Source organism: Salegentibacter sp. T436 (assembly GCF_001932675.1).
In the GTDB taxonomy this organism is placed as follows: domain Bacteria; phylum Bacteroidota; class Bacteroidia; order Flavobacteriales; family Flavobacteriaceae; genus Salegentibacter; species Salegentibacter agarivorans.
The window spans coordinates 2,165,754-2,187,786 of sequence record NZ_CP012872.1 but is presented as its reverse complement, the minus strand read 5'-3'; the positions used below and the strand labels follow the sequence as shown (position 1 = coordinate 2,187,786).

The following is a 22,033-nucleotide window of genomic DNA, read 5'->3' as shown; positions in this document are numbered from 1 at the left end:
TCTTCGCTATCACTAATCATCTTCAAAAAAAATGAAAAAATTATTATTAAGCTTTACACTTTTATGCTTTAGCCTATCATCTTATTCACAAAATTTTCAACCGGGATATTTTATCGATAATGAGGGAGAAAAAATAGAATGTTTAATTGATAATCCTGAAGCAATAAAAAATCCAGAAGGTTTTCAATATAAATTATCCCAAAATGATGAAATTAAAGACAAATCAATTGAGGAAGTAAAAGTCTTTGAAATATTAAATACACCCTATAAATTTGAAAGAGCCATCGTAAATTTAGATCTTTCTAAAGATGACCATAAAAATTTGGATGATAAGAGAGATCCGAACTACACTCTGGATACACTATTCCTGCAGGTTGCTATAGAAGGTAAAGCAAGTTTATATTCTTACAAATCTAAAAATCTCCCTGCAAGATTTTTCTATAGTATGGATAAGGGAAAAATCGAACCGCTAATTTTTAAAAAGTATTTAGTTGATGATACAAAAATAAGAACCAACAATAGATACAAACAGCAGTTAATAAATAATCTGGAATGCCATTCTATAGATCCGGTACAATTCTCTAATTTAAAATATAAAGACAATTCATTAATTGAAATATTCACTAAATACAACAATTGTCAAGAAGAAAAATTCGTGAATTTTACCGATAAAAGAAGAAAAGGAGAATGGAACCTGGCCGTAAAAGCGGGAGTATATTATTCGGCTATAAAATTTGTACAAATGGGATCTTTTTCAAATGAACAAGATTCAGATTCATTCTTATCGCCACGATTAGGTGTAGAAATAGAATACATATTCCCCTTCCTTAATAATAAATTTTCTATTTTATCTTCTCCGTCTTTTCAATACAGCAAAACCTCAAATGAAACATTAATTTACAAAAAAGGATTTACACCCTCCAATCCAGACGCCTGGGCAGGAGAAAAGGAAGACTTATTTATAGATTATTCTCGTATAATAATTCCTTTGGGAATTAGGTATTATTATCATCTGGAAAAGGATATAAACCTATATCTTCAGGGTGCTGCTGTTGCCAATATCCTAACAGACCCTTCTGGAGCCTATAATTTGGAGAACTTTCAATCGAATTTTACATTTGAGAAAACTATTGCAGATCCTAATATAGATCTAGGGACTGGGATTAGGTACAAGAAAATGAGTTTAGAAATTATTTATTCAATAAATAATGTAATGAGAAATGAGGGCTTTAACGGTAAACTAAAAAATCCAATCACCTTAAATTTTGGTTATAATATTTTATAAAATAAAAACCTCACAGATTTTGAACCTCTGAGGTTTTTTTGAATGTCATAGAAATGAAAAATCTTTAAGAAGGTTGCTTCGTTCCTCGCAATGACGAGTGGAACATAGGTCGCCTATTCTTCTTCCCCGGAATTATCTTTATCGGCTGAATTTTCTTCTTCAGTGGTAGCAAAATCGGTAATGCCGTTTTTAATTAGAAGGTTATACCATTGAAAGATCTTTTTCATATCACTGGCATAAACCCGGTCTACATCATAATCCGGAAGAATTTCAGCGAAATAATTCTCCAATTCAGTTTTATTAGATTTATGGCTAATTGCTTCTCCTCCATCTTCCTTTTCTTTGATCTTTTCAAAGATTTCTGCAAGCGGAACTTCTTCCGTGTACGTATAAATAGCAATTTCGCTCAATAAACTTACGTTATGGCGAATGTTCACGGCCATTTTTTTTCCGTCAGGAATTGATTTTACAATAAATCCGCCACGACTTTGAGCGGTTAATTCATATAAACCGGGTTTTCCCGAAATCGCTAATATTTTATCTAATCCCATAAAGTGTGTGTTAAATTTTGGCTGGCAAATATCAGCTGCCAGAACTAATTATCAAAGTGATTACCGGCCTTTTTTCATTTCCGGAAAACGCATTTTATACTCTATTTTTATTTTCCCTTTTGAAATGCCGGCGAGTTTTCCTTTTAGCAAACGCTTTTTTAAGCTGGAAAGTTTATCGGTAAATAAAATTCCTTCAATATGGTCGTATTCGTGCTGAATTACCCGCGCTGCCAAACCGGTAAAAGTATCTCGATGTGAATTAAAATTCTCATCCTGGTACTCTATAGTAATCTTTGGCTTTCTAAATACGTCTTCTCTAATTTCAGGAATACTTAAACAACCTTCGTTAAAAGCCCATTCTTCCCCTTCTTCTTCCACGATCTTAGGATTAATAAAAACCTTTTTAAGTTTTTTGAGTTCTTCCCGTTCCTGCAGTTCCAGTTCTTCATCTTCTGCAAACGGACTTGAATCTACAAGGAATAACCGAATAGGGCGACCAATTTGTGGTGCTGCCAAACCTACTCCAAAAGCATTATACATGGTTTCCCACATATTATCTATTAACTCATCCAGTTTTGGATAATCTTCCGGAATTTCTTTACATTTTTTTCGTAAAACCGGATCTCCGTAAGCTACAATTGGTAAAATCATTTTTTTGATTTTATTTTTTTATAATAACCTTTTTAAAAAAGTCTTTTTAATGTTAAGCTGTCCCGAAACTTCAGGATGTTTCAGCTTCTAATTTATTATTTATCCTTATTTAATTATTCGTATAAATAAGTTTGCAGAATAATCGTCGCGCTTATTTCATCTATAAGTGCCTTATCTCTACGCTTTTTCTTTTTGAGTCCGCTGTCTATCATAGACTGAAATGCCATTTTTGAGGTGAACCGTTCATCTATTCTTTTTACCGGCATTTTCGGAAATTTTTTAGTAAAAACTTTTAAAAATTCCTGTATATACACCTCACTTTCAGAAGCTGAATCATCTTTTTGCTTGGGTTCTCCCACCAACACCAATTCAACATTTTCTGCAGTAAAATATTTCTCAAGAAATTCAAGCAATTCAGGAGTCTTTACTGTAGTAAGTCCCGAAGCAATCATTTTTAGTTCATCACTTACGGCAATACCGGTGCGTTTTGTCCCAAAATCAAGTGCCATAATTCGTGCCATCTGCAAAATTTGCGCAAAGGTAATGTTTATATTGCTTTACCACCAAAATTTAGCCTTAAGCTCTTATATTTGCTAAAAATCAAGAAAAATGGATCATTTAGAAGCTAAGATCAATGAAGCCTGGGAAAACCGGGATTTACTAAAAGAGACAGAAACCATAAAGGCCATTCGCGAAGTTGTATCTCTATTAGATGCAGGTAAATTAAGAACCGCCGAACCTACCAAAAACGGTTGGCAGGTAAACGAATGGGTGAAAAAGGGAGTGGTGCTTTATTTCCCTATCCAAAAAATGGAAACCTTAGAGGCCGGGATTTTTGAATACCATGATAAAATTCCATTAAAGAGAGGTTATAAAGAAAAGGGAATTCGAGTGGTTCCTAATGCTGTAGCACGACATGGAGCCTATATTTCCAGTGGAGTAATCATGATGCCGAGTTATGTAAATATTGGCGCTTATGTAGACGAAGGTACCATGGTAGATACCTGGGCTACCGTTGGTAGTTGCGCTCAAATTGGTAAAAACGTCCACCTTAGTGGTGGCGTTGGAATTGGTGGTGTTTTAGAGCCATTGCAAGCTGCACCGGTAATTATTGAAGATAATGCATTTTTAGGATCAAGAAGTATTGTGGTTGAAGGTGTTAAAGTTGAAAAAGAAGCCGTTTTAGGCGCGAATGTAGTGCTAACTGCTTCAACTAAAATTATTGATGTTACCGGCGATGAACCTAAAGAAATGAAAGGAATTGTACCGGCAAGATCGGTAGTTATTCCGGGTAGTTATACCAAGAAATTCCCTGCAGGAGAATATAATGTACCCTGCGCCCTTATTATTGGAAAACGAAAAGAGTCTACCAATAAAAAGACTTCGCTAAATGATGCTTTGCGCGAATATAATGTCGCGGTGTAATTTTAGTTATAGGAAAGCTACGAGTAGAATTGCCAATGAAAATACTTATAATTCAGCAAAAAATGATTGGGGATGTTCTTACATCCTCAATCTTATTTGAAGCCATTCGGAAGAAGTATCCGGAAGCTGAATTACATTATTTAATTTACCCGCATACTAAACCCGTAATAGAAAATAACCCTTTTATAGACAAGGTTATTTCGTTTCATCCACAGAAATACAAAAATCCATTTAATTTTCTCAAATTTCTTTTTAAGATTAGAAAAGAAAAGTACCAGGTGGTTATAGATGTTTACTCTAAAGCAAACTCAGCTATCATAACGGGTTTCACTAATGCTGAAATGAGGATTTCCTATAAAAAATGGTATACTTCATTTTTATATAACAGGGTATTTAATAGAAATATAAAGCCCGAAATAGAAGCTGGGGTGGCTATAGAAAAACGACTTCAGTTTTTAAAGCCTTTAAATTTAAGCCCAACTTTAGCTATAAAACCTAAAATATATTTAACTGAAGAAGAATCACTAAAGGCGAAAAGTATATTAGATGATAAAGGGCTTTTAGGTGAAACATCACTCTTTATGATTTCAGTACTGGGAAGTTCTTCAGAAAAGACCTATCCGGCTGAGTATTTGGCTGAATTATTAGATGTAATTGTACAGGAAACCTCTGGAAATCTTTTATTTAATTATATTCCTTCTCAAACAGAAAAAGCTTTAAAAGTTTATAATCATTGTTTGCCTGGAACGCAACAACATATTCATCTAAAGATTTTCGGAAAAAGTTTAAGGGAGTTTATGGCATTAACAAGCTATTGCGATGCAATGATAGGTAATGAAGGAGGTGCCATAAATATGGCAAAAGCAATTAATATTCCCACTTTCGCAATTTTTTCTCCTTCAATTAAAAGAATAAACTGGAATATTTATGAAGATGGACTAAAACAGGTGTCTACTCATCTTGAAGACTATTTTCCCGAAGAATTTAAAAACAAATCTAAACAACAGATACGCAAAAAAACTCCGGCACTTTACAAAAAATTTAAACCGCATTTTATTAAGCCTTATTTAATAAAATTTCTGGAAAGACTTAAATAATGAATTATAAATTCTTAATATATATAAGTTATAGCTATGCATTTCCCATTGGAGAGCCTTTAGAAAAGGAAATCCAAAAGCGGGGGTATGAGATAAAATGGTTTGCCGATGTAGAAGAAACCAAAGCAAAGTTTAGTAAAGACAAAGTGGTTTTACAAAATATCCAGTCGGTTATAGATTACCAACCGCATATTATTTTAAGTATTACCAATAATATTGCCGATTTTCTGCCGGGTTTAAAAGTGCAGGTTTTTCATGGTATAGCTCCGAGTAAACGAAATTTTACCAAAGGGCATTTTAGAATTCGTGGTTTTTTTGATCTTTATACCACGCAAGGACCATTTACTACTAAACCCTTTAAAGACCTACAAAAAAAACATCAGCATTTTGAAGTGGTGGAAACAGGTTGGCCAAAACTTGATCCTTTATTTCCGCTGGTAGAAGTGCCTCACGAGAAACCAACAATTTTAGTATCCTCCACTTTTAGCAAAAAGCTTAGCCTGGCTTATAACGACGAAGTGATTAAGGAAATAGAACGTATTTCTAAAAATGGAGAATGGCAATTTAAGGTTGTGCTTCATCCCAAATTACCACAGGAAAGGCTTGATAAATTTAGGGAAATTGAAAACGAAAACCTTAAGTATTATGACACCACAGATCTTATTCCGTTGTTCCAGGAAAGCGATGTGCTTTTAGCAGATTCAACCTCGGTGGTTACTGAATTTCTGCTTCAGGAAAAACCGGTAGTAACTTTTAGAAACAGCCAACCCGGACCCCATTTAATTAATATAACTGAAGTTAATAAAATTGAGAATGCCTTGCAAAATGCACTTGATCCTGATGTGAGTTTATTGGAAGAAATTCGAAAATTCAATGCAAACATGCATCCTTATAAGGATGGCAAATCCAGCGAACGACTTATTGAAGCTGCTATAGATTTCTTACACGCCGATAAAAGCTATTTAAAACCAAAACCATTAAATATTATTCGAAAACTAAAAGTGCGTAAAAACCTGGGCTTCTACCCCATAAAAACTTATCGCAAACCTCCTACCTATTAATTAAGGAGATATTTTTCAATGATTAAAATTCCGTAGATGAAATTTCGGTAGTAATTTAAACAGAAAATAACTTTATCCTGAAAATATTTAAATCCCAACTACTTATTTTTATAAACACCAATAAAGGCTTTAAAATCTTTGTAATATCTTTTACTTGTTAAGCTTAGCCTGTTTTTAAAGCTCAAAATTCTCCAGGAATTAAAGCTCACTAAATTCTCCATAATTTCTGCAGTTCGTTCTTTTGAAATATGGAATTCATAAAGTTTTTTAGGGTCTACATTTCCGTAGCCCGAAAATCTATTTACTTTATTTTTTGAGTGAATAATACTCAACCAGAGTCTTTGGTTTTTAATTCTGGTCATATTTTTTTCATATTTCCAGGAACCATGACGATTTCTAAACCAAACCGTTTTAAAATCTTCCTTTTTTTCTATGAGGCTAATAAAAGGGTTATTCAATTTTGTTAAAGCTCCTAAACGTGTGTTTTTTCCTGTTTCCAGGGTATAGCCCTCAATGATATCAAGCGCCTGGTGATCTTGTTTTTTAAAATAGCTTTGCACTACATTGGTATAATTCTCATGAATACAATCATCATTATCAAGCCGGGAGGTAATTATATATTCCTGGGAATCGAGCTTATTAATATTATTTACAATTTCCGGTAAAAAATTATTCATTCCATCAATAAAAAATGGAAGAAAATTATCGTAAGATTTTCTATAATTTTCTACTTTTTCTTTATAAACTTCAGGAGTATTAATATCAAAGAAAACTAACCATTTAAAGTTTTGATTAGTTTGATTTTTAACCGATGTAAAACAAAAATTTTTAAATAAATCAAAGCGCTCTTCTAACCATTCTTCGGTGAGTACTTTTTCATTATTTTTTGTGGTAGTCCAGTCTTCAGCTCTTAAATTAAAGCGTGTAAGAATATAGTGTTGAAACATAATTGTAAATTAAAATTGACTCTTTAAAGTTTGAATTTTTTCTTAAATGCTTTTTTGCGAACAAAACTTTCCTGGAATTTTCTAATATAAAACCACATAGCCTCAAAAACCTCTTCTTCATTTTTATCAATTTGCTTCGCATATTCGTTGGCCATAATTCTCACCACCTCCTTTTCTTGCGTTAGCCTCGAGAAATTTTTCATTCGTTCTGAAAAATTAAGAGCTTTAAAATTCATTCTATTTAAATCTACCAGGAAAAATTTAGGATTCCCCTCATTTAACCTGATCAATGTATTGCCGGGTGAATTATCCAGAAACTCAATTTCTTTCTCGTGAAGTTCAAAAATAAACCGTGTAAATGCTCTTAAAATGGCTTCGTGACCGGATTTATTTAAATCAATCTCTCTGTATGTCAAATCATAACTCAGCTGCTCACTTAAATAAAAACTTCGTAAAAAAGAAAAAGCAGTGGTCTCTTCTACATAAGCAATAGGCTGAGGAGTACCTACTTTCTTACTCAATAAATATTCAGCATATTTAAAAGAACGTTCGGCTTTAGATTTTCTAACAAAGCGATAAGCTATTTTATTTACGGCATTGGGAATTTTAAAAGATTTCACGTTTACCTTAATTCCTTTTAATTCAAATAATTTCAGTTTATTACGCTTCCCGTCTACCAGCATGTCACCGGTTTCATTAAAATTGTGAATTAAATTTTCAATTTCAGCCTGGAGATGCCGGTGATTTTCTGAAGTTATAATTTTCATAGAAACTAATTAAGCTAAAATCGCTATAGCGGCAAATTTAGGATATAATATATCCAAAAGTATAAATAGCGACCAAATATTATGAATACAGCCGCGTTTTTGTTGAATTTGAATTCAAATAATGAATTAGGTTAAGCGAGATATGGTTTAGAATAATTAAACTACAAATTTAATATTATATTCGTCCCTAAAGTTAATATGACGAAATGAGCGCCGCAGTTGTGATTCCTGTTTACAAGCAAGAAATGTCTAAAATGGAAGAAATTTCATTGATGCAATGCTTAAAAATTCTTGGCGATTTTCCAGTATTTATTATTTGCCCAAAAAATTTTAATAAACAATCTTACGAAAAATTTAATCTAACTTTTGAAGAATTTGAAACTCATTATTTTAAAGGTATTTCTGGTTATAATAGCTTAATGTTAGCCTCTCACTTTTACGAACGCTTTCTAAATTATGACTATATTTTAATTCATCAATTAGATGCTTTTATCTTTAAAAATGAATTAGAAAATTGGTGTAGTAAATCTTACGATTATATTGGAGCACCCTGGTTGGCTACCAATAACCTTACTTCCAAAATCTTAAAACCTTTTCAATCTAAAAAGAAGAAAAAAAGGGCTCCTATTTTTTATAAGGTAGGAAATGGAGGGCTTTCCCTGCGTAAAACACAGGTTTTTTATCAAATTTCCAACGAACTTGCCCCTCTAATTAAAGAACAGCTTGAGAAAAAAGATGAAATTTATGCTATTGAAGATGTATTTTGGTCTTTAAAAGTACCTGAATATTTCCCAAATTTCAACATTCCCGACTATAAAATTGCTGCTGCATTTGCGCTGGATAGAAAACCTAAAATTGGTTTAAAAATAAATGCAGGCCAATTACCATTGGGTTGCCATGGATTTAATAAACCAAAAGTTGTTGATTTCTGGATGCCAATAATTAAAGCGCAATTTCAAAAGAAATAAGCTATAACAATTACTCTAACCCGGCCTTTGGCATTAAAATATTTGTAATTTTACCGTAGTTTTGTCCTTAATTTCAGTCCAAATAATCAATTATAAAATATGAATATTCTCCATCTTTCGGCTGTTAGAAACTGGGGCGGTGGGGAAAAACATATTGAGAATTTATGTTTGGAACTGGCTGAATCAAACCCGGAAGTAAACAATTTTGTTCTATGCAAAAAAGGTGATCTATTTGAAAAAAGCCTTCAAAATAATAACCTGCCGTATGCCGCTGCGCCTATTATAACCAATTTTGATTTTCGATATATTATTAAATTAATTAGCCTGGTTAAAACAAAGCAAATTAACCTTATTCATATTCACGATCCTACAGCATTGGCTTTTGCTGTATTCGCAGATAAGTTTACATCACTACCACCTTTTATCTTCAGCAAAAAAACCTCTTTTCCTATTAGAGATAGAAAACGTACTCTTTATAAATACAATTATCCAAAAATTAAAAAGATACTTTGTGTTTCCGAAAAGAGTAAAAACATAATTGGAGAAAATATTAATGATTCTTCAAAACTTGTGAAAATCTATCACGGTTTTAGACTGGAAAGAGAGCAATTTAAGAGCAAGAGGGAAGACCTCTTAGCCGAATTGAATATTCCGAAAGAGAAAACCATTATAGGAAACATTGCTAACCATATTTGGCCAAAAGACCTGGAAACTTTTCTAAAAGTCGCGCACCATTTAATTTATACCGAAAACCGCACAGATCTTTACTTTGTACAAATTGGATTTTATTTTAGGGAAACCCCGCATTTGTTGAAACGACTGAAAGAACTAAGACTGGAAGACCACGTTAAATGCTACGGATTTAAAAATAATGCATCAAGATTCTTTAAAATTTTTGATTATTTCCTTTTAACCTCCCAGGTAGAAGGTCTCCCCAATGTAATCTACGAAGCTTTTTACCACAAAGTTCCTGTAATTGCTACAAATGTGGGTGGAATTCCCGAAATTGTGAGCCATTTAGAAAACGGATTTTTAGCCGATGCTTTGGATGCTGAAAAACTGGCTGAACATATCCTGTTTCTAGAAAAAAACCGGGAGTTAATTCCGCGTCTTACTGAAAATGCGCATAGAAAATTGGTAGAAAATTTTACTACTAAACAAATGGCAAAACAAACACTACAAGAATACAAAAACGTCCTTTATGGAAGATCTTAAAACCGAAATACAAAACGCCTTAGCCACTTTAAAGCGCGGCGGACTTATACTCTACCCTACCGATACGGTTTGGGGAATTGGTTGCGATGCCACCAATGCTGAAGCGGTAGAAAAAGTTTATAAACTTAAAAATCGACATGAAAGTCAGGCGCTTATTTGCCTGGTTTCAGATTATAAAATGCTCAATCAATTTGTAGAAGATGTGCCGGAAGTAGCTTACGATATCTTAAAATTTGCCAGAAAACCCACAACCATTATTTATGACGATCCAATTCGCGTAGCCGAAAATTTAATTGCCGATGATAATTCTTTGGCAATTAGGGTTTCAAAAGATAAATTCAGTAACGATTTGGCAAAAAGATTTAGAAAACCAATTGTTTCTACATCGGCCAACATAAGTGGTGAAAAAACACCCGGATCTTTCGCTGAAATAAGCCCCGAAATTTTAGAAGGTGTGGACTATATAGTAAATTTGCAGAAAAATAAAAAATCGGCTAAACCCTCGGCCATCATTAAATTAAGCAATGATGGGAAGGTAAAAGTGATTAGGAAATAAGTGCAATTAAATAACTTTTTTCCGTCAAGCTGAACTTGTTTCAGCTTCTAAGATCTTTTAACTATTAACAACTTAGATCCTGAAATAAATTCAGGATGACGTTTCCTAAGAATCCCCGCAAAAGAGTTCAAAATGAAAGGGCTTTAACGATTTAAAAGTTTACAAAGAAATTACAATAGTGAAGAATTATAAAGGAGCCTTAACCCACAATATTTTTAGAGTCATTACCCAGGCCTCAGAAGAACTCAATCTGGAAAGTTATGTTATAGGAGGCTTTGTTCGGGATCATATTTTGCAACGTGGTGAGCCTAAAGATATTGACATAGTTGCGGTGGGCAGTGGGATAGAATTAGCTAGAAAAGTAGCTAAACTCCTTCCGCATAAACCAAAAGTACAGGTTTTTAAAAATTACGGTACTGCGATGCTCCGCGCATATGATATGGAAATTGAATTTGTAGGCGCTCGCAAAGAAAGCTATCAAAAAGACAGTCGCAAACCCATCGTGGAAGACGGTACTTTAGAAGATGACCAAAATCGTAGAGATTTCACTATAAACGCTCTGGCGCTTGGTTTGAATGAAAATAACTTCGGAAATCTTTTAGATCCTTTTAATGGGTTTGAAGATTTGAAGTTTAAAATCATTAAAACTCCGTTAGATCCCGATATCACGTATTCTGATGATCCACTTCGAATGCTTCGTGCTATTCGTTTTGCCACGCAACTTAATTTTAAGATTGAAGAGGAATCTTTAGATGCGATTACCAGAAATAAGAAACGCATCAAGATTATTTCGAAAGAAAGAATTACCGAGGAGCTGCATAAAATAATGCTGGCCGAAAAACCTTCAAATGGTTTTTCGCTATTACATAAAACAGGATTACTTCATATTATAATGCCAGAATTAACCGCTTTGGAAGGCATAGACGAAATTGAAGGCCAAAAACACAAAGATAATTTCTGGCATACCCTGGAAGTAGTGGATAATATTTCAGAAAACACCGATGATCTTTGGCTTCGCTGGGCTGCTTTATTACACGATATTGGAAAAGCGCCGACTAAAAAATTCCATAAGAAAATCGGTTGGACCTTTCACGGGCACGAGTTTGTGGGCGCAAAAATGGTTTTCAAACTATTTAAACGACTTCGTCTTCCGCTTAACGATAAGATGAAATATGTTCAGAAATTGGTTTTAATGAGCTCCCGTCCTATTGCGATTGTGGATAACGACGTAACCGACTCTGCCGTTCGCCGACTTATTTTTGACGCAGGAGAAGATATTGAAGATTTAATGACACTTTGTGAGGCCGATATAACTACTAAGAATCCGAAGCGCTATAAACAGTACCACAATAATTTTAAGGTGGTTCGCACTAAGATGAAAGAGGTAGAAGAACGCGATCACGTTCGTCAATTTCAACCTCCGGTAAGTGGCGAAGAAATTATGAAAACTTTTAATATTAAACCTTCCCGGGAAATAGGTATAATAAAAGAAACCATTAAAGAAGCAATTCTGGAAGGAGAAATTCCCAACGAACACGAAGCGGCCAGGGAATTGATGCTAAAAAAGGGAAAAGAACTGGGCTTATCAGTAAACAGTGGGCAGTCTCAGTAGGCAGTTTGCACTAGAAATAAAGATTGAATAAAATGTATAGAAAATCGGTTAAAATTTCCCTTATCCTGGTTTACCTGGTAATTATTGCCGGTGCAGTGGTAAGAATGACAGGGTCAGGAATGGGTTGTCCAGACTGGCCAAAATGTTTCGGTTATTATATTCCACCTACAGAAGTTTCAGAATTGGAATTTCAGGCCAATCGAGAATATGAAAAAGGACAGGTGATAATTGTGGATGAGACTTTGAAAGTAGCCGCAACCGATTTTACTTCTGAAGAAAAATATTCCGAAGAAAACTGGGAAACTTACACCAAACACGATTACGCTATTTTTAATCCTGCGCATACCTGGGTGGAATATATAAATAGGCTCGCGGGTGCTTTAGCCGGTTTTGCCGTGCTAATTATGGCAGTACTTTCCTTCAAAAAATGGAAAAAAAGAAAACGAATCACTCTCCTCTCCTGGCTTAGCGTTTTTCTTATGGGATTCCAGGCGTGGCTGGGTGCCACCGTAGTGTATTCTGTTTTATCGCCGGTTAGAATCACCATTCATATGATTATGGCCCTGGTAATTGTGGCCCTTCTTCTCTATTTATTATTTATTGCCGAAGAAAAAGTAAAAAACAAAGTTCCGAATAGAACATTTAGAAATTTAATGATTCTCGCCGTGGGATTAACACTAATCCAGGTGGTTTTAGGAACCCAGGTAAGACAGCTGGTTGATGAACAGGTTAAAATACTTGGATACGATGCAAAAGAATTATGGTTAGCTAATCCCGACCTTAACTTCTATGTACACCGCAGTTTTTCAATTCTTGTTCTTTTTGTAAACCTTGTTCTATGGTGGAAAAACCGAAAACTTCAGCTTCAATTTGGAAAGATAAACTGGGTCTTAATACTACTATTATTAGAAATCGCTACCGGAATTGCGATGTATAATTTTGATTTTCCATTTCTTTCGCAACCGCTCCATTTAGTAATTGCCTCAATATTGTTCGGATTTCAGTTTTATTTATTATTGGAAAGCTTTGCGGCGGGCAGAAAGTTGAAAACTTTGTAACTTTGCCCCTTAAAATTTGATATTATGGTTTACCGATTTAGAGTAATTCTTGATGCTGAAGAAGATGTATTTAGGGATATAGAAATACTACAGGAAAGTAGCCTGGAAGACCTTCATAACACCATTTTACAGTCGTTTGGCTTTGATGGCACAGAAATGGCTTCCTTCTATTTAAGCGATGAAAAATGGGAACAGGGAGAAGAATTCTCTCAGTTTGATATGGGCGGTGAAGTACGATTAATGAACGAAACCAGCCTCGAGTCTATTTTAGATGAAGACAATAGAAATATAATCTATATTTACGATTTTCTAAAGATGTGGACTTTCTTAATTGAACTTGCCCAGATTGGTGAAATTGAAGCTGGTAGAGATTACCCAAACCTTATGTTTGTTCACGGCCAATTGCCTGATAGTGCACCGGATAAAGATTTTGTAGGCGAAGACGATGAAGACGCCGGTGGTGGAGATATGTTTGACCAGGGATTTAACACCAACGATTACGACGATCTTTCTTTTGATGAAAACTGGAATTAATTGCGAAGCAATTATACCGGACTTGTTTCGGGATCTTGGTTTACCATTATCCTGTCCCGAGGCGTCGGGATTATTTCAGGATCTAAGTCGTTCCTATTTCATTAAGAATCGTAATTAAGAATGGAGTGAAGTAATCCGCAATGATGAATTGATGTTAAATTTAATTCGTCATACCTTACTAATAAAATAAGATTTCCGCTGCAGTTTATCCCGATATTTATTGGGACGGAGATGATTAAAATAGATTTCCGACTTCTCGGAAATGACAAAAATTATATACTGAATGATCAACCTTTTTAATGCGCAAATTGAATCCCTTTCTATTCACAGGGTTGGGAACAAAAGCCGAAACGAGAATATTTTTCTCTCTGCGGCTCCTTATCAATTAAACGATGAAATAACTCCTTTGATAAAGGAATATTTTCTAAAACCTTTTAGAGAAAAAGAGGAAAATTATTTCAATTTTTCTCACGAAACCGATCTTGAATTCAACGAATTATATAACCTGGCGAATGCAGTTTTTGACGATCCGGGAAATATTCACGAAGCTTCAAAAAAGATCACTACTTTATTGTTTGAGCAATCTTCTCACCCGCACATAAAAAGCGGTGAAGTTTATGTGGTTTATTTTGAAAACCTTCAAATAGATAATGAAAAGGTTTCCGGAATCGGGATTTTTAAATCTGAATTAAAGCACGATTTTCTTCAGTTTGAAGAAAATGGCAGTATTTTGGAGATGATTGTTCAACAAGGAATAAATCTCAACAAACTCGATAAAGGCGCACTAATTTTCAATAAAAACCGTGAAGAAGGTTATAAAATCCTTTCAGTAGATTCTAATAAATACGATACCAAATACTGGCTGGAAAACTTTTTAGGGGTAGATGTAATGCGCGATGAGAATTACAATACCAAAAGTTATCTAAACTTCTGCAAGAACTTCGCTAAAGATGTAGTTTTACCTGCCGAAGATAAAAAAGAAGAGGTGATGTTTATGAACCGAAGTATGGATTACTTCGCGAAAAACGATGATTTTGAAGAAAGTAATTTCCTGAATTCGGTAATAGATAATCCCGAATTATTACCTGAATTTCAGCATTATAAAACCGAAAAAGCACCAAAATACAAAATTGAAGATCTTACCAATTTCCCTATCGCCAACAAAGCAGTAACCGATGCGAGAAAGAAAATTAAAAGCGTAATTAATCTTGATACGCATATTCAGATTAAAATGGACTTTGTAAACGCAGAGTCTGCCGATAAGTTTGTGGAAAAAGGCTGGGACGAAGAAAAGCAAATGTATTACTACCTTGTTTATTTTAATAAGGAAGAGAAAAGTTAAGAAAATTTTCTGAAAAAATAGCCACGAATCCACCAATAATTTTTGTGGATTTAGAGAGATAACCGGCCCTCACAGATTTTTGATACCTGTGAGGGCTTTTTTATTCCTACGAACTTTCCAGCAAACGTTTCATATTTACATCTTCATAATTGCGGCGTACAAAATCTAGCGCCGTTCTAAGAATCTGGCCCATAGTACTGGCACGCTTAAACTTAATATCCTTGGTATATTTATAGAGGTCGCTTCTTAAGGTTTTTACATTCGCCTGGGTAGAAACGTGATCGTTAATCATACAACGCAGCAATTCTTTGTATCGCGGGCGGGTATTAATAATCCTTTTTGCCAGCAGGGAACGCTCTTCTTTTCTATACTGTTCTATTGAAGATTCCTGGAGTTTGTCCTGCACCAACTCCACCATTTTTAAATTCTCTTTAAAAAACTGCGGACGATAAACTTTTAAATTCCCTTCAAAACATTGCTGGTCAAAATCTATTGCCCTAATTTGATATTCCACATGGTCAAAATCGTGCGTGGGAATCACCACGTAATTATAAGAACGCATATCGCCCAAAAGCCTTACGGTGCAACGTTCATTAAACTTTACAAATTGTTTTGCAATTTGCGTTTGTGCCCTATTATCACAACTCGGCAAATGATCTTCAATAAATACATCACCCGGAATTCCGGCAATATGTTCTTCAATTAAAGTGTCTTTATAAACCAGAAAATTTATTCGGTGTGGAGAAAGCAAATGTTCAAATTCGAGTCCATAGATCCTGGAAGCATCAGCTTTTTTTACATAAAAATAAGTAAAACTATCATTCAAAATATTTCGCACTTTTATACGAAAAGGTTTTGAATTTCCGAAGGTGCAATAATCTATAGCATCAACATTTAAGAATTCCAGCGAGTCGTCACTCCCATCTGAATGCATAATGGTGTACACCTGTTTCAGGCTGTTATCTATTTCTTCCCGTTCAAAATCTGGATAATAGCAGCGTACCCAAAATGTATCTTCTTCGTGCTGATCGTACACCACCACCGATCCGGAAAAGCGCAATAAATCATCATAGAAAACCGGAATTTTAGTGTTTCGGTTATGTTTGGCCAGATATCGGTTCAACCTTTCATTTACGGCAAATGAAGGTTTCTTTTTAGACATCAGCTTTTCTTCCATATTATGTATGCTTTTTCTCAAAAATAAGCTTTCTCAAGCGAAATCTGTAACAATTCCATAACTTTGTCGTCATACTTTAAACTTTTCTTCAATTTTGGAAACAATTCTAAGTCTCAAAGACCTTACTAAAAAATATGGCGCACTTACCGCGGTAGACAAACTGTCTTTTACCATAGAAAAAGGCAATGTTTACGGTATTTTAGGGCCTAACGGAAGTGGAAAATCTACTACGCTTGGGATGGTACTTAACGTAGTCAATAAAACTTCTGGCGAATTTGCCTGGTTTAACGGAAACACAGATACGCACGAAGCTTTAAAGAAAGTGGGCGCCATTATAGAACATCCCAATTTTTACCCTTATATGACAGCTGCGCAAAACCTGGCTTTGGTGTGTAAGATTAAAGATGTTCCAAAAGATAAAATTGACGAAAAACTGGAAATTGTTGGATTGCTGGATAGAAAAGACAGTAAATTTAGAACCTTTTCTTTGGGGATGAAGCAGCGCCTGGCCATTGCTTCTGCCCTGCTTAATGATCCGAAAATTCTAATTTTAGACGAACCTACAAATGGATTGGATCCACAGGGAATTCATCAAATTCGGGAGATTATCCGGAAAATTGCAGCTGGAGGAACTACCATTTTACTCGCTTCCCATTTACTTGACGAAGTTGAAAAAGTTTGCTCTCACGTAGTTATTATAAGAAATGGGAAGAAACTTTACAGCGGCCCTGTAGATGCTATAAATGCCAGCCACGGTTTCTTTGAACTGCAGGCAAAAAATATGAAACTTCTTCAGGAATTACTTATTGCGCATCCCGGAATAGAAAATGTTTCAGAAAAAGAAAATATTGTTACGGCTATTCTGAAGGAACCTATGGATGCTGAAACTATTAACGAATATTTGTTTGAAAAAGGACTTTCACTTTCTTACCTGGTAAAACGTAAAGAAAGCCTGGAAGAACAATTCCTTACATTAACCAATCAAACTCCATCTGCATAATGCTACGACTTTTAGAGATAGAATATCATAAATTACGCTATAGCCGCTCGGCAAAAATACTGGTTTTCACCTATTTTATTTTAATAACTTTTATCGCTTTAATTGCTTCTATTGAATTCAATCTAGGTGCAATAAACTTCCGCGTTGCCGATCAGGGGATTTTTAATTTCCCATATATCTGGCATTTTAATTCCTATATCGCGGCTTTGTTAAAACTATTCCTGGCCATCGTAATCGTCTCGATGATGTCTAATGAATACAGCAACCGGACTTTAAAACAAAACCTGATAGACGGCCTGAGCAAAAAGGAGTTCATCGCTTCAAAATTCTTAACTGTCACGGTGTTTTCTTTAATTTCGACCTTATTTCTATTCATCGTTTCGTTGATTTTAGGACTTTCATTCTCAGATTTTACAGAAGCTTCCATCATCTTTTCAGATATGGAATATATGATCGCCTATTTCGTGAAACTTACCGGCTTTTTTGCCTTTTGTATGTTTCTTGGAATTCTTATTAAACGTTCTGCTTTCGCACTTGGTTTTCTTTTTATCTGGTGGATTCTGGAAAGTATTGTCTATGGAGTTTTAAAATGGCAGATTTTTAGGGATTCCGAAATTGCCGATAATATCGCACGATTTTTTCCGCTGGAATCTATGAGTAATCTCATTAAAGAACCGTTCTCCAGGTTATCTGCGGTGCAAACCGCCGCCACCCAATTAGGATCTGAATTTGATAAAGATTATGGAATCCATTGGGATCAGCTATTAATTGTTATCTTCTGGACTACCATCTTTGTTTTTCTTTCATACCGTTTACTTAAAAAGCGCGATTTGTAGTTCAAAAAATATGACATTTTAGCAATATCAGTTTTGGTTTCTAAAGCTTTCGCAATAAAAACGTTAAGGAAAAGTTTATCAGTTTGAATAGGCAGGATTATTGATTAGCTTCGTGAGAATAAGCGAGGAACACGAATGAAGTTTAAGATAGAATCAGATTACAAACCCACCGGCGACCAGCCAAAAGCGATAGAACAACTGGTAACCGGAATAAATAATAATGACCAATACCAAACCCTGCTGGGAGTGACGGGTTCTGGTAAAACTTTCTCTGTAGCCAATGTTATTCAGGAAGTCCAAAAACCTACCCTGGTTTTGGCACATAACAAAACACTTGCTGCTCAGCTTTATTCAGAATTCAAACAATTCTTTCCGAATAATGCGGTGGAATATTTTGTAAGTTATTACGATTATTATCAGCCCGAAGCTTTTATTCCTACTTCGGGAACTTATATTGAAAAGGACCTTTCGATTAATGAAGAAATTGAAAAATTACGACTCAGTACTACTTCTTCGCTGTTAAGTGGAAGAAGGGATGTGATTGTCGTGGCTTCGGTTTCCTGCCTATATGGCATTGGTAACCCGGTTGAGTTTCGTAAAAATGTAGTTTCTATTGAAAGGGATATGCAAATTTCCCGCACCAAATTCTTACATCAACTGGTTCAAAGTTTGTATTCCCGTACCGAAGCTGAATTCTCCCACGGTAATTTCAGGATTAAAGGGGATACCGTAGATGTGTTCCCTAGTTATGCCGATAATGCTTTCCGCGTACATTTTTTTGGAGATGAAATTGAAGAAATTGAAGCTTTTGATCCCGGCACCAACGATATTATCGAGAAATACGAACGCCTGAATATCTATCCTGCCAATATGTTCGTGACATCGCCTGATGTGATGCAAAATGCGATTCACCACATTCAGGACGATCTTGTAAAACAAGTTGATTATTTCAGGGATATTGGTAAACACCTGGAGGCAAAACGCCTGGACGAAAGAACCAATTTTGACCTGGAAATGATTCGGGAACTGGGCTATTGCTCAGGTATTGAAAACTATTCTCGCTATCTTGACGGCAGGCAACCCGGTACACGACCCTTCTGTCTTTTAGATTATTTCCCAGATGATTTTTTAATGGTAGTTGACGAAAGTCACGTAACCATTCCGCAGGTACACGCTATGTATGGTGGCGATAGGTCCAGGAAAGAGACTTTAGTTGAATATGGATTTAGGCTGCCGGCCGCAATGGACAACCGACCCTTAAAATTTGAAGAATTTGAGGCGCTACAAAACCAGGTGATTTATGTGAGTGCAACCCCTGCCGATTACGAATTACAGAAATCTGAAGGTGTTTACGTAGAACAGGTAATTAGACCCACAGGACTTCTAGATCCTGTTATTGAAGTACGTCCCAGCTTAAATCAAATTGACGATCTCATTGAAGAAATTCACACCAGGAACGAGAAAGATCAAAGAACGCTAGTCACTACGCTTACTAAAAGAATGGCAGAGGAACTCACTAAATATCTTACCCGTATTAATATTAGGTGCCGTTACATTCATTCAGACGTTGATACTCTGGAACGAGTAGAAATTATGCAGGATTTACGCCGGGGATTGTTTGATGTTCTCATTGGAGTAAACCTGCTAAGAGAAGGTCTGGATCTTCCGGAAGTTTCTCTGGTAGCGGTTATTGATGCTGACAAGGAAGGATTTCTTAGAAGCAACCGGTCCCTTACCCAAACTATTGGTCGTGCCGCACGTCACGTAGAAGGAAAAGCGATTTTGTATGCCGACAAAATTACCGACAGTATGCAAAAAACCATAGATCAAACCGAATATCGAAGAAACAAGCAGATAAATTATAATAAAGAAAATAACATTCGTCCAACGGCATTGGTTAAACGATTAGAGAACAGTACACTAATTAAAGAAAAACTGGATGTTTATGACGCTGAAAAACCATTAACTACTAAAGCTGCCGAAGCCGAAGTAGCCTATATGACCAAACCAGATTTGGAAAAAAGAATTAGGGAAAAAAGAAAAGCAATGGAAAAAGCAGCAAAAGATCTGGACTTTATGGCGGCGGCAAAACATAGAGACGAAATAAAAATGCTTCAGAATAAAATTAAAGAAACACAGAGCTAGGGAAATCCCTTATTATTAGTTGAAGCCGTAAAAAATATTTTTCAGAAGTATATTTAAAAATCCAAAACACCCCTAACTAAAAAACACCTTAGTCTTAACCGGTATTTTTAGTAGGATGAAAAAATTATACTTTTCTATTTTTTAATTTTAGCCACCACAGCTTTCTCCCAGGTAGGAATTGGAACTACCGAACCGGGAGCTCAATTAGATATAGTTGCTTCAGATAAGGACAGCCCGTCCAGCATAGACGGAATATTAATTCCCCGTCTAAAAAAATTTCCCGCTCAAAATCCCGGAAGTGCACAACACGGAATGCTAATTTTTCTTAGTGAGAATTTTAATAATTCACCATCAGGATTTTACTACTGGCATCATCGGGAAAATATCTGGAAATCTATAGTTGATGATGCTAAAGCAGCAAATTTTTATAAACCTAATTCTACCGAAAGTCCGGGCAATATTGTAGATAATATCTTCAGGGAAGGAAATATTGGTATCGGGACTGAAGAGATTGAAAGCAAACTTCAAATTGCCATAAATCCAGATGATTCCCAGGATATTAAAAAAGGCCTTGAAATAGATAATAATAATTCTGCTGAAACCAGAAATACTTATGGAATTGAAATAAGGAATCGTAGTAAAACCAATGCTATAAAGTATGGCATAAAATTAAATATTTCCGGTGAGGGAGAGGGTGAGCGATATGGTCTTCATCTTAACACCAATAAAACAACCGGTAGCAGTGATATTTTTGGGATTTACAATAAAGTAGGACGAACAGAAGGTGCAAACAGCAATAATTACGGAATCTTAACTGAAATTGGAACTTCCACCGGAAGAGGAAATATCTACGGAATTTACGCTCGTGCCGAAGGCAATTCTAGCTCGAGGGTTTTTGCCGGATATTTCGCTGGCCGTATAGGAATAGGTCGAACTCAGGCTGAAGAATATATTTTTCCGGATTCCCGGGGAGCAGAAAATCAGATTTTAGTTTCAGATAATTCAGGTAATCTCAATTGGAAACACAACCACACCAGAAATTTTATAAGTACAGGAAGTCAAACTGGAACTTACACCATTGGGGAAGAAGTTTATTTCTTAAGGATTAACCCGAATATTTCATCAATTACATTTCCTGATGCCTCGTCCAATAAAGGTCGGGAACTGGTATTAATAGGTAAGGGAAGTAGTACCACGCCGCTTAATTTCGTAAATGGAGATAAACTGGACGATATGCAGGATAATAGTATAACCAGTAAATCAAATGGTAAAATCCTTACTATAATAAGTATAGGAACACGTTGGTTGTTAATTGATAGATCTAATTAAATAAAAAAGCAGTAAAACTACCTCGGAGCAAGCCCACGGGGCATTCAGTGAAAACTATTGTTTAAATTTCGCGGTATGCCTCGGAGCATTTAAATCTCGATTATCTAGTAAAATTGATTTTACTGCTTTTTAATAACTTAATCTCCAGCCTTATCTCCTTCCCATTCCATAAAGCCGCCTTCAAGATTGTAGGTATTAGCAAAACCCATCTGATCTAAAATTGTGCAAGCCTGTGCACTACGCTTTCCAGAACGGCAATAGATATAGTAATTCTTATCTTTATCAAGTTTTTCAACCTCATTTACAAATTCCTGGCCTTTATAGATATCGAGGTTTTTAGCTTTAGGGATATACCCATCCTCTACTTCTTCTTCGGTTCTTACATCTAAAATCACCGCGTTTTCATCTTTTTTCAGCTGTGACTGCCATTCATCCTGACTAAGTTCTTTCATAAATTTTATTTTTTATTAATCCCCT

General features: G+C 35.3%; 22 protein-coding genes. 15 read left to right on the top strand and 7 right to left on the bottom strand.

The window, feature by feature from the left end; translation table 11 throughout:
- Positions 1-31: 31 nt before the first annotated feature.
- A complete protein-coding gene (locus AO058_RS09750; protein ID WP_075326272.1) occupies positions 32-1,285 on the top strand; it encodes a hypothetical protein in 1,254 nt (417 codons plus the stop codon).
- Positions 1,286-1,398: 113 nt separating this feature from the next.
- On the opposite strand, the gene AO058_RS09745 is transcribed toward AO058_RS09750, so the two are convergent.
- The 3 genes from AO058_RS09745 to ruvX form a co-directional block, all read right to left on the bottom strand.
- Positions 1,399-1,836, bottom strand: coding sequence for a DUF5606 family protein (locus tag AO058_RS09745; RefSeq protein ID WP_075326271.1), 438 nt, complete (start codon positions 1,834-1,836; stop codon positions 1,399-1,401).
- A 60-nt stretch (positions 1,837-1,896) separates the two neighbouring features.
- Positions 1,897-2,487 (bottom strand): peptide deformylase, encoded by a 591-nt coding sequence (gene def / locus AO058_RS09740; RefSeq protein ID WP_075326270.1) that lies wholly within the window; start codon positions 2,485-2,487, stop codon positions 1,897-1,899.
- Positions 2,488-2,600: 113 nt separating this feature from the next.
- Complete coding sequence (gene ruvX, locus AO058_RS09735) at positions 2,601-3,008, bottom strand: Holliday junction resolvase RuvX (RefSeq protein ID WP_075326269.1); 408 nt, start codon at positions 3,006-3,008, stop codon at positions 2,601-2,603.
- An 88-nt stretch (positions 3,009-3,096) separates the two neighbouring features.
- Between ruvX and AO058_RS09730 the strand changes: the two genes are divergently transcribed.
- From AO058_RS09730 to AO058_RS09720, 3 genes are read left to right on the top strand one after another with little or no spacing between them, the layout of a single operon-like run.
- Positions 3,097-3,912, top strand: a complete 816-nt coding sequence (locus AO058_RS09730) for a 2,3,4,5-tetrahydropyridine-2,6-dicarboxylate N-succinyltransferase (RefSeq protein ID WP_075326268.1) — start codon at positions 3,097-3,099, stop codon at positions 3,910-3,912.
- A 35-nt stretch (positions 3,913-3,947) separates the two neighbouring features.
- Positions 3,948-5,009, top strand: coding sequence for a glycosyltransferase family 9 protein (locus AO058_RS09725; RefSeq protein WP_075326267.1), 1,062 nt, complete (start codon positions 3,948-3,950; stop codon positions 5,007-5,009).
- Positions 5,009-6,070: a CDP-glycerol glycerophosphotransferase family protein gene (locus AO058_RS09720; RefSeq protein WP_075326266.1), complete on the top strand. Its 1,062-nt coding sequence runs from the start codon at positions 5,009-5,011 to the stop codon at positions 6,068-6,070. The genes AO058_RS09725 and AO058_RS09720 overlap by 1 nt, the downstream gene beginning before the upstream one ends.
- Positions 6,071-6,168: 98 nt before the next feature.
- Here the strand turns inward: AO058_RS09720 and AO058_RS09715 are convergent, their stop codons facing one another.
- Complete coding sequence (locus AO058_RS09715; protein ID WP_075326265.1) at positions 6,169-7,017, bottom strand: glycosyltransferase; 849 nt, start codon at positions 7,015-7,017, stop codon at positions 6,169-6,171.
- A gap of 23 nt (positions 7,018-7,040) precedes the next feature.
- Positions 7,041-7,784 carry a lipopolysaccharide kinase InaA family protein gene (locus AO058_RS09710; RefSeq protein ID WP_075326264.1) on the bottom strand — a complete coding sequence of 248 codons (744 nt, stop codon included), beginning with the start codon at positions 7,782-7,784 and terminating at the stop codon, positions 7,041-7,043.
- Positions 7,785-7,990: 206 nt separating this feature from the next.
- Between AO058_RS09710 and AO058_RS09705 the strand changes: the two genes are divergently transcribed.
- The 7 genes from AO058_RS09705 (at position 7,991) to AO058_RS09675 (ending at position 15,069) form a co-directional block, all read left to right on the top strand.
- Complete coding sequence (locus tag AO058_RS09705) at positions 7,991-8,752, top strand: DUF5672 family protein (protein ID WP_075326263.1); 762 nt, start codon at positions 7,991-7,993, stop codon at positions 8,750-8,752.
- Between the two features lie 99 nt (positions 8,753-8,851).
- Positions 8,852-9,967, top strand: coding sequence for a glycosyltransferase family 4 protein (locus tag AO058_RS09700; protein ID WP_075326262.1), 1,116 nt, complete (start codon positions 8,852-8,854; stop codon positions 9,965-9,967).
- The gene (locus AO058_RS09695; RefSeq protein WP_075326261.1) at positions 9,954-10,523 is read left to right on the top strand and encodes an L-threonylcarbamoyladenylate synthase; all 570 of its coding nucleotides are present in this window, start codon (positions 9,954-9,956) and stop codon (positions 10,521-10,523) included. The genes AO058_RS09700 and AO058_RS09695 overlap by 14 nt, the downstream gene beginning before the upstream one ends.
- Positions 10,524-10,701: 178 nt before the next feature.
- Entirely contained in the window at positions 10,702-12,135 is a 1,434-nt protein-coding gene (locus tag AO058_RS09690) for a CCA tRNA nucleotidyltransferase (RefSeq protein ID WP_075326260.1), read from the top strand.
- Positions 12,136-12,167: 32 nt separating this feature from the next.
- A complete protein-coding gene (locus tag AO058_RS09685) occupies positions 12,168-13,193 on the top strand; it encodes a COX15/CtaA family protein (protein ID WP_075326259.1) in 1,026 nt (341 codons plus the stop codon).
- A gap of 24 nt (positions 13,194-13,217) precedes the next feature.
- Complete coding sequence (locus tag AO058_RS09680) at positions 13,218-13,727, top strand: IS1096 element passenger TnpR family protein (protein ID WP_075326258.1); 510 nt, start codon at positions 13,218-13,220, stop codon at positions 13,725-13,727.
- A gap of 283 nt (positions 13,728-14,010) precedes the next feature.
- Positions 14,011-15,069, top strand: a complete 1,059-nt coding sequence (locus AO058_RS09675; RefSeq protein WP_075326257.1) for a nucleoid-associated protein — start codon at positions 14,011-14,013, stop codon at positions 15,067-15,069.
- A 106-nt stretch (positions 15,070-15,175) separates the two neighbouring features.
- Here AO058_RS09675 and AO058_RS09670 read toward each other — a convergent pair whose 3' ends face one another.
- A complete protein-coding gene (locus AO058_RS09670; RefSeq protein ID WP_075326256.1) occupies positions 15,176-16,246 on the bottom strand; it encodes a hypothetical protein in 1,071 nt (356 codons plus the stop codon).
- Positions 16,247-16,340: 94 nt separating this feature from the next.
- Between AO058_RS09670 and AO058_RS09665 the strand changes: the two genes are divergently transcribed.
- The 4 genes from AO058_RS09665 (at position 16,341) to AO058_RS09650 (ending at position 21,556) form a co-directional block, all read left to right on the top strand.
- Entirely contained in the window at positions 16,341-17,246 is a 906-nt protein-coding gene (locus tag AO058_RS09665) for an ABC transporter ATP-binding protein (RefSeq protein ID WP_075326255.1), read from the top strand.
- Entirely contained in the window at positions 17,246-18,082 is an 837-nt protein-coding gene (locus AO058_RS09660) for an ABC transporter permease (protein WP_075326254.1), read from the top strand. Before AO058_RS09665 ends, AO058_RS09660 begins: the two co-directional genes overlap by 1 nt.
- A gap of 135 nt (positions 18,083-18,217) precedes the next feature.
- Positions 18,218-20,227, top strand: a complete 2,010-nt coding sequence (gene uvrB, locus AO058_RS09655) for an excinuclease ABC subunit UvrB (RefSeq protein ID WP_075326253.1) — start codon at positions 18,218-18,220, stop codon at positions 20,225-20,227.
- A 312-nt stretch (positions 20,228-20,539) separates the two neighbouring features.
- Positions 20,540-21,556 (top strand): hypothetical protein, encoded by a 1,017-nt coding sequence (locus tag AO058_RS09650; protein WP_232228817.1) that lies wholly within the window; start codon positions 20,540-20,542, stop codon positions 21,554-21,556.
- A 137-nt stretch (positions 21,557-21,693) separates the two neighbouring features.
- Here the strand turns inward: AO058_RS09650 and AO058_RS09645 are convergent, their stop codons facing one another.
- Positions 21,694-22,008: a rhodanese-like domain-containing protein gene (locus tag AO058_RS09645; RefSeq protein ID WP_075326251.1), complete on the bottom strand. Its 315-nt coding sequence runs from the start codon at positions 22,006-22,008 to the stop codon at positions 21,694-21,696.
- Positions 22,009-22,033: the final 25 nt, after the last annotated feature.

Bases quoted from the DNA above. Each gene is read 5' to 3' on its own strand.
- AO058_RS09715 (WP_075326265.1), bottom strand. From the start codon at position 7,017: ATGTTTCAACACTATATTCTTACACGCTTTAATTTAAGAGCTGAAGAC.
- AO058_RS09730 (WP_075326268.1), top strand. From the start codon at position 3,097: ATGGATCATTTAGAAGCTAAGATCAATGAAGCCTGGGAAAACCGGGAT.
- def (WP_075326270.1), bottom strand. From the start codon at position 2,487: ATGATTTTACCAATTGTAGCTTACGGAGATCCGGTTTTACGAAAAAAA.
- AO058_RS09750 (WP_075326272.1), top strand. From the start codon at position 32: ATGAAAAAATTATTATTAAGCTTTACACTTTTATGCTTTAGCCTATCA.
- uvrB (WP_075326253.1), top strand. From the start codon at position 18,218: ATGAAGTTTAAGATAGAATCAGATTACAAACCCACCGGCGACCAGCCA.
- AO058_RS09650 (WP_232228817.1), top strand. From the start codon at position 20,540: ATGCTAATTTTTCTTAGTGAGAATTTTAATAATTCACCATCAGGATTT.
- AO058_RS09710 (WP_075326264.1), bottom strand. From the start codon at position 7,784: ATGAAAATTATAACTTCAGAAAATCACCGGCATCTCCAGGCTGAAATT.
- AO058_RS09675 (WP_075326257.1), top strand. From the start codon at position 14,011: ATGATCAACCTTTTTAATGCGCAAATTGAATCCCTTTCTATTCACAGG.
- AO058_RS09720 (WP_075326266.1), top strand. From the start codon at position 5,009: ATGAATTATAAATTCTTAATATATATAAGTTATAGCTATGCATTTCCC.
- AO058_RS09645 (WP_075326251.1), bottom strand. From the start codon at position 22,008: ATGAAAGAACTTAGTCAGGATGAATGGCAGTCACAGCTGAAAAAAGAT.
- AO058_RS09685 (WP_075326259.1), top strand. From the start codon at position 12,168: ATGTATAGAAAATCGGTTAAAATTTCCCTTATCCTGGTTTACCTGGTA.
- ruvX (WP_075326269.1), bottom strand. From the start codon at position 3,008: ATGGCACGAATTATGGCACTTGATTTTGGGACAAAACGCACCGGTATT.
- AO058_RS09660 (WP_075326254.1), top strand. From the start codon at position 17,246: ATGCTACGACTTTTAGAGATAGAATATCATAAATTACGCTATAGCCGC.
- AO058_RS09705 (WP_075326263.1), top strand. From the start codon at position 7,991: ATGAGCGCCGCAGTTGTGATTCCTGTTTACAAGCAAGAAATGTCTAAA.
- AO058_RS09670 (WP_075326256.1), bottom strand. From the start codon at position 16,246: ATGGAAGAAAAGCTGATGTCTAAAAAGAAACCTTCATTTGCCGTAAAT.
- AO058_RS09695 (WP_075326261.1), top strand. From the start codon at position 9,954: ATGGAAGATCTTAAAACCGAAATACAAAACGCCTTAGCCACTTTAAAG.
- AO058_RS09680 (WP_075326258.1), top strand. From the start codon at position 13,218: ATGGTTTACCGATTTAGAGTAATTCTTGATGCTGAAGAAGATGTATTT.
- AO058_RS09745 (WP_075326271.1), bottom strand. From the start codon at position 1,836: ATGGGATTAGATAAAATATTAGCGATTTCGGGAAAACCCGGTTTATAT.
- AO058_RS09725 (WP_075326267.1), top strand. From the start codon at position 3,948: ATGAAAATACTTATAATTCAGCAAAAAATGATTGGGGATGTTCTTACA.
- AO058_RS09700 (WP_075326262.1), top strand. From the start codon at position 8,852: ATGAATATTCTCCATCTTTCGGCTGTTAGAAACTGGGGCGGTGGGGAA.